The organism is Mycobacterium scrofulaceum (assembly GCF_002086735.1).
Lineage (GTDB): Bacteria > Actinomycetota > Actinomycetes > Mycobacteriales > Mycobacteriaceae > Mycobacterium > Mycobacterium scrofulaceum.
In genome coordinates, this window is sequence record NZ_MVIJ01000033.1 from 62,275 (window position 1) to 69,389 (window position 7,115).

Consider the following 7,115-nt stretch of genomic DNA (forward strand, 5'->3'; position numbering starts at 1 on the left):
GCGCGACCCGTTACGCGTCTTCCAGCAAATCCGGTGTCACCGCCGACTCGGTGTCCGGGATGCCCTCGATCTTCGCTTTACGGTCGGCCATCGACAGCAGCCGGCGAATGCGGCCCGCCACAGCGTCTTTCGTCATCGGGGGGTCGGCGAGCCGGCCGAGCTCCTCCAGCGAGGCCTGCCGGTGCTCGACGCGCAACTTGCCGGCCGAGGACAAGTGGTCGGGCACGGTGTCGCCGAGGATCTCCAGCGCCCGTTCCACCCGGGCGGCCGCAGCGACGGCGGCCCGTGCCGAACGGCGCAGGTTCGCGTCGTCGAAGTTGGCGAGCCGGTTGGCCGTCGCCCGCACCTCGCGGCGCATCCGCCGCTCCTCCCAGATGAGCCGGGTGTCCTGGGCACCCATCCGGGTCAGCAGCGCGCCGATCGCCTCGCCGTCGCGCACCACCACCCGGTCGGCGCCGCGCACCTCGCGGGCCTTCGCGCTGACGCCGAGCCGGCGCGCCGCGCCCACCAACGCCAGCGCGGCCTCCGGGCCGGGGCAGCTGACCTCCAGGGCCGACGACCGCCCCGGCTCGGTCAACGACCCGTGCGCCAGGAACGCACCGCGCCAGGCGGCCTCGGCGTCGCCGACGCTGCCGCCGACCACCTGGGCGGGCAGCCCGCGCACGGGCCGCCCGCGGTTGTCGAGCAGGCCGGTCTGGCGCGCCAGCGCCTCGCCGTCGTTGGCCACCCTGAGCACGTAGCGGGTGGTCTTGCGAATCCCGCTGGCCGACAACACATGCACAACCGCGCTGTAGCCGTACAGCTCGAAGATGTCCTTGCGCAGCCGCCGCGCGACGTTGCCCAGGTCAACCTCGGCCTCCACCACCACCCGGCCGCCCACGATGTGCAACCCGCCCGCGAACCTCAGCAGCGACGTGACCTCCGCGCGACGCGCACTGACCGATTTCACGACCAGGCGGCTGAGCTCGTCCTTGACTTCGGTCGTCATCGCCACGCGTCGTCACTCCTCGGTCCGCTGCCGGCCGGCCCATTCCCACCGTTGTGTGGACTTGCACCGTCGACCCGAATGTCCGCGGTGGCCGTGACCGGACCCTTGTGGGCCGCCCGGACCCCGTCCAGGGCCGCCGCGAGTTTGCCTGGATCATGTAAAGGTGTACCAGGTCGGGACACGTCGGCGAAGTGGACCTCGGCCGAAAGCAGCGTCGCGGTGCGGCGCAAGTGCTCCCGTTCCCGCTCAGCGGGCACCCGCTCCGCGTCGATGATGATGTCGTGCACCGTGAACCCCGGCGCGTGCTGGGCCAGCACGTGCAGATGGCGCTCGACGGAGAAGCCGGCCGTCTCCCCCGGCTCCGCCACCAGGTTGAGCACCAGCGCGCGGCGGGCCGTGGTGGCCCGCAGCGCCGCCGCCAGCCCCGGCACCAGCACGTGCGGGATCACGCTGGTGAACCACGAGCCCGGACCCAGCACCACCAGGTCGGCGGCCATGATCGCGTCGACCGCCTGCCGGGTCGCCGGCGGGTCGGACGGCAGCAGCCGCACCCGCCGCACCTTGCCCGGCGTGGTGGCGATCGCCACCTGGCCACGGATCAGGTGGAATATCCGCGGGTCGGTCTCCAGGCCGGACACGTCGGCCTCGATCTGCAGCGCGATCGGGCACATCGGCAGCACCCGGCCCTTGACCCCCAGGATGCGGCCCAGCTCGTCGAGGGCCGCCACCGGATCGGCCAGCACCTCGGACAGCCCGGCGAGCATCAGGTTGCCGATCGGGTGCCCGGCCAACGCCCCGGTGCCGCCGAAGCGGTGCTGCAGGATGGTCGCCCACAGCCGACCGTGTGGGCTGTCGGATGCCAAAGCCGCCAACGCCATTCGCAGGTCCCCCGGTGGCACGACGTCCAATTCGCTGCGCAGCCGCCCGGACGATCCGCCGTCGTCGGCGACGGTCACCACGGCGGTCACGTGCGGGGTCAGCCGGCGGGCCGCGGACAGCGTCGCGTACAGGCCGTGCCCGCCGCCCAGCGCGACGATGCTGTTGATGCTCGGGGGGCCCGCCGGCGCATTCATTCGCGACCCAGATCCCGGTGCAGCGCCCGCACCGACAGCTGAGCGTCGAATTCCTGGGCCTTCAGCAGCCGCATCAGCGCCTCGGCGATCGCGACGCTGCGGTGTTTGCCGCCGGTGCAGCCGATGGCGACCGTCATGTAGCGCTTGCCCTCCCGGCGATAACCGTCCACGACCAACGACAGCAACCGATGGTAGGCATCGAGGAAGTCCGCGGCGCCGGGCTGACTCAACACGTACTCGCTGACCGCCGGGTCCTGTCCGGTGAGCGGGCGCAGCTCGTCGACCCAGTGCGGGTTGGGCAGGAACCGCACGTCCATCACCATGTCGGCATCCATCGGCAGGCCGTACTTGAAGCCGAACGATTCGACGGTGACGCTGATGGACGGGCTGGCGTCGCCGCCGAACGCGCGCTCGATGCTCTCCCGCAGGCCCCGCACCGAGAGCGTCGACGTGTCGATGATCAGGTCGGCGGTGGCGCGCACCGGGGCCAGCATCCGGCGCTCCGCGGCGATGCCCTCGGCCAGGGTCTGGTCGCCCTGTAGCGGGTGGCTGCGCCGGTTCTGCTCGTAGCGGCGCACCAGCATGTCGTCGGACGCCTCCATGAACACCACGCGCGGGCGGATGTTGCGGGTGGCCAGCTCGGTGCGCACCTCGTCGAGATCACCGGTGAAGCCGCGCGACCGCACGTCCATCACCACCGCCAGTTGGGTGATCCGGGAACCGGCGGCCAGCCCGAAATCGACCATGCGGGTGATCAGCTGGGGCGGCAGGTTGTCGGCCACGTACCAGCCGAGGTCCTCGAGCACCTTGGCAGCAGTACCCCGCCCGGCGCCCGACAATCCGGTCACCAGAACGACGTCGATGCCCGCCCCGCCCTCCGGGCGGGTGTCCATCGGGCGGCCCTCGGCCAACTCACCCGTCATTCGGCTTCTCCGGGCTGCTCTCGGGCCGCAACGCTTCCAGGACGGCGGTGGCGGTGGCCACACCGATACCGGGAACGGCCGTGATCTGGTCGACGGTGGCCTCCTTGAGGCGGGCTATCGATCCGAAATGGGTCACCAGCGCCTTGCGCCGATGTTCCCCCAATCCTGGCACCGAATCCAGCGCCGAGGCGGTCATTCGCCGGGATCGCTTGCTGCGATGGTAGGTGATGGCGAACCGATGCGCCTCGTCACGAATCCGCTGCAGCAGATAAAGCCCTTCGCTGTTGCGCGGCATGATGACGGGATCCGGCTCGGACGGCACCCAGATCTCTTCCAGCCGCTTGGCAAGCCCGATCACCGCGACGTCGGTGATGCCGAGTTCTTCCAGCACGGCGCTGGCCGCGTTGACCTGCGGCGCGCCGCCGTCGACCACGTAGAGGTTGGGCGGATAGGCGAACCGCCGCGACTTGCCTTCGGCCGAAAGCATATTGGGATCGCTCTGCTCGCTCAGGTGCCGCGCGAACCGGCGGCGGGTGACCTCGGCGATCGAGGCGACGTCGTCGGAGCGTCCCTGCCCGGCGGCTTCGCGGATGCCGAAGTGGCGGTAATCCGACTTGCGCGGCAGGCCGTCCTCGAACACCACCAGCGAACCCACCACGTCAGTGCCCTGCACGTGGCTGATGTCGACGCACTCGATGCGCAGCGGCGCGTCGGCCAAGCCCAGGGCCTCTTGAATGTTCTGCAGGGCAGCGGATCTGGCGTTGAAGTCGCCTGCCCGCCGCAGCTTGTGTTGCTGCAGAGCCTCTTTGGCGTTGCGCTGCACCGTTTCGGCCAGCGCCCGCTTGTCGCCGCGACGTGGCACCCGCAGCGCCACCCGGGAACCGCGCAGGGCGGACAGCCAGCTGGTCAATTCCTCGGAGTTGGACGGCAGGCACGGCACCAGCACCTCGCGGGGAACCGGGTTGACGGATTCGTCGGCCGCCCCGCCCAGTTCGGCCTGCTCGCCGTAGAACTGGGTCAGGAATTGCTCGACCAGTTGCTCTTCCCCGGAATCGCCTGGGTCGCCAGGCTTTTCGACGATCCAGCCGCGCTGGCCGCGCACCCGGCCGCCGCGCACGTGAAACACCTGCACCGCCGCCTCCAGCTCGTCGTCGGCGAAGGCGACCACGTCGGCGTCGGTGCCGTCGCCGAGCACCACGGCCTGCTTCTCCATCGCGCGCTTGAGCGCGCCCAGGTCGTCGCGCAGCCGGGCGGCCCGCTCGAAGTCGAGCTGCTCGGCCGCGGCGTTCATCTGCTGTTCGAGCTCGCGGGCGAAGCGGTCGGTCTTGCCGGACAGGAAGTCGCAGAAGTCGTCGACGATTTGGCGGTGCTGCTCCGCGCTGACCCGGCCGACGCAGGGCGCCGAGCACTTGTCGATGTAGCCGAGCAGGCAGGGCCGGTCGATCTGCTTGTGCCGCTTGAACACACCGGCCGAACAGGTCCGGGCGGGGAACACGCGGGTGAGCAGGTCCAGCGTTTCCCGGATGGCCCACGCGTGGGAGTAAGGCCCGAAATACCGCACGCCCTTGCGCCGCGGGCCGCGATAGACCATCAGCCGGGGGAACTCCTCGTTCAGGGTGACGGCCAGCACCGGGTAGGACTTGTCGTCGCGGTAGCGGACGTTGAAGCGCGGGTCGAACTCCTTGATCCAGTTGTATTCGAGCTGCAGCGCCTCGACTTCGGTGGTGACCACCGTCCACTCGACCTTGGCGGCGGTGGTCACCATCTGCCGGGTGCGCGGGTGCAGGCCGGCGACGTCGGCGAAGTATGACGTCAGCCGGCTGCGCAGGCTCTTGGCCTTGCCGACGTAGATGACGCGACCGTAGGTGTCCCGGAATCGGTAGACGCCCGGCTCGACCGGGATGGACCCGGGCGGGGGACGGTACGTGGCGGGATCGGGCACTCATCCAGGCTAGTGGTCGTCGCCGGGGCGCCCAGAAAGGCGGGGCGCGTGCGGGAGCCGGTCTAGTGTGGTGCATACCGGTCGGCACTACCTTTGGGGGATCACCGTCGAGTCTTCCCTAGCCTGGTTGCTGCAGCCCGTCGGCGTCGAAACCTTCCTCGACGAGATCTGGTCCATTCGGTATCACCACATCCGGCGCCGCCGGCCGGGCTACTTCGACAGGCTGCTTCCCGGGCCCTCGGCCATCGAGGCCCTGCTGGACCATGTGCAGCCGGAACCGTCGGCGGTGCGGCTGGTCAAGGGCGGGCAGGATAAGGATCCGGCGACGTACCGCCGCGCCGACGGCGGGCTGGACCCGGTCGCGGTACACGACGGCCTGGCCGCCGGCTACACGATCGTGGTGAACGGTGTCGAGCGCTATCTGCGCACGATCGCATCGATGTCGCATTCCATCGAGGTCGAGCTGAACTTCCCGACCAGGGTCAACGCCTACGTCACGCCCCCGGAGTCGACCGGCTTTGTCCCGCACTACGACCCGCACGACGTGCTGGTCCTGCAGGTCGAGGGATCCAAGACGTGGCATGTGTCCGACGCAGCTGCCGTGCCACCGCAGGAGATCCAACGACGCAAGGGCGTCGGGACGGACGGGCTCACGTCGTCGACCGACGTGCGCCTGCAACCCGGCGACGTGCTGTATTTGCCGCGCGGCCAAGTGCATTCGGCCGAAACGCGGTCCGAGCCGTCGGTCCATCTGACGATCGGGCTGCATGCGCCGACCGTGCTCACGCTGCTCACCCACCAGCTGCACGCGCTGAGTCTGCGCGACCCCCGCATGCACGCCCGCTTGTCGCCACGACACCTGGATGACGCCACCGCCCGCACCGGTCTGGGCGAGCTCGTGCGCGATGGCCTGCGATCCCTCGAGGATCCCGCGATCCTCACCGAAAGCCTCGACACGCTGGCCGACGTCTTGGTCCGGCGGGGCCGATGCCCGCCGGTCGGGCGGGTCAGCGACACCGTCGGGATCGACGGGCGAACGCTGGTGGCGAAGTACGAACCGCTCTATGCGCGGGTGGCGCGCGTCGACGACCGCGTCGTCCTACGGTTCGCGCAGCTGTCGGTGGCCGCCGGCGCCGACCACGAAGCGGCCATGCTGTTCCTCGCCGCCAGCACCGAGCCGTTCCGGGTCGGCGCGCTACCGGGGCTGAGCAGCGCACAGCAGGTCGGGCTGGCGCAGACGTTGATCCTGAACGGATTCCTGGTCCGGCTGTCCGAAGGCTGACAGTTCCCTTCACATCTCCGGTGAAGCGCGATTTTTATCCTTATTTGCGGACTTTTCCGGCGTAACCTTCGGTACATGCGGATTTCTGGTCGACCCGCGCCGCATCGCGAAAGCGCTGACGACCACTAGGTCCCCAACCACCAGGGGGCCGGGGCTCAGCGCTTCGTTGCGTGGCTGAGCGGGCCGCCACCCGCCGGCCACGCGGGACCGCTGACCGGTTCGTCGGGAGGAGCGCAACATGACGGCAAGGACGCCCGCGAGTGGCCGCCGATGACCATGCCGATCTGGGCCGCCTTCCCGCCCGAGGTCCATTCGGCGGCGCTGTCCAGCGGCCCGGGGCCGGGATCCCTGCTGGCGGCCGAGCAGGCGTGGCAGGCCTTGAGCGCCGAATACGATTCGGCGGCGCAGGAACTCGGCGACCTGTTGGCGGCCGTGCAGGCGGGGACGTGGCAGGGTCCCAGCGCGGAGGCCTACGTGGCCGCCCATGTGCCTTATCTGGCATGGCTGTTGCAGAACAGCGCCAACAGCACGGCCGCGGCCCGCGAGGCCGAGACCGTTGCCGCGGCCTATACCGCCGCACTGACCGCCATGCCGACCCTGCAGGAGATCGAAGCCAACCACGCCGCTTTCGCGCAACTGGTGGCGACGAATTTCTTTGGCGTGAACACGATTCCGATCGCGCTCAACGAAATGGACTATCTGCGGATGTGGCTGCAGGCGGCCACCACGATGGCGATCTATGAAGCGGTCTCCCAGACCGCACAGACGTGGGTTCCGCCGACCGCCCCGCCCCCGCCGAGCCCGCTGCCAAACCCCCCCACCCAAGCCGCGGGGGGGGGGGGGGGCGCCGGGGGGGGGGGGGGCGGGGGGGGGCGGGCGGGGGGCGGGGGGGGGGGGGGGGGGGGGG

Annotated in this window: 6 protein-coding genes; 2 read left to right on the top strand and 4 right to left on the bottom strand. The window is 70.3% G+C overall.

Going from position 1 to position 7,115, the window contains the following annotated elements; all coding sequences use genetic code 11:
- Positions 1–10: 10 nt before the first annotated feature.
- The 4 genes from whiA to uvrC are packed head-to-tail and all read right to left on the bottom strand — an operon-like array spanning position 11 to position 4,926.
- Positions 11–988, bottom strand: a complete 978-nt coding sequence (whiA, locus tag BST44_RS20010) for a DNA-binding protein WhiA (RefSeq protein WP_083178848.1) — start codon at positions 986–988, stop codon at positions 11–13.
- On the bottom strand, positions 985–2,061 hold the full coding sequence (gene yvcK / locus BST44_RS20015; RefSeq protein ID WP_083178836.1) for a uridine diphosphate-N-acetylglucosamine-binding protein YvcK: 1,077 nt from the start codon (positions 2,059–2,061) through the stop codon (positions 985–987). Before yvcK ends, whiA begins: the two co-directional genes overlap by 4 nt.
- Positions 2,058–2,954, bottom strand: a complete 897-nt coding sequence (rapZ, locus tag BST44_RS20020; protein ID WP_142274592.1) for an RNase adapter RapZ — start codon at positions 2,952–2,954, stop codon at positions 2,058–2,060. Before rapZ ends, yvcK begins: the two co-directional genes overlap by 4 nt.
- 19 nt (positions 2,955–2,973) lie before the next feature.
- On the bottom strand, positions 2,974–4,926 hold the full coding sequence (gene uvrC, locus BST44_RS20025; RefSeq protein WP_083178838.1) for an excinuclease ABC subunit UvrC: 1,953 nt from the start codon (positions 4,924–4,926) through the stop codon (positions 2,974–2,976).
- 100 nt (positions 4,927–5,026) lie between these two features.
- On the opposite strand from uvrC, the gene BST44_RS20030 reads away from it, so the two are divergent.
- A complete protein-coding gene (locus BST44_RS20030) occupies positions 5,027–6,208 on the top strand; it encodes a cupin domain-containing protein (protein ID WP_083178849.1) in 1,182 nt (393 codons plus the stop codon).
- Between the two features lie 270 nt (positions 6,209–6,478).
- The coding region (locus BST44_RS20035) for a PPE family protein (RefSeq protein WP_142274590.1) at positions 6,479–7,115 on the top strand (637 nt) is incomplete at its 3' end.

Coding starts and splice junctions, on each gene's coding strand:
- whiA (WP_083178848.1), bottom strand. CDS start 988: ATGACGACCGAAGTCAAGGACGAGCTCAGCCGCCTGGTCGTGAAATCG.
- yvcK (WP_083178836.1), bottom strand. CDS start 2,061: ATGAATGCGCCGGCGGGCCCCCCGAGCATCAACAGCATCGTCGCGCTG.
- rapZ (WP_142274592.1), bottom strand. CDS start 2,954: ATGGACACCCGCCCGGAGGGCGGGGCGGGCATCGACGTCGTTCTGGTG.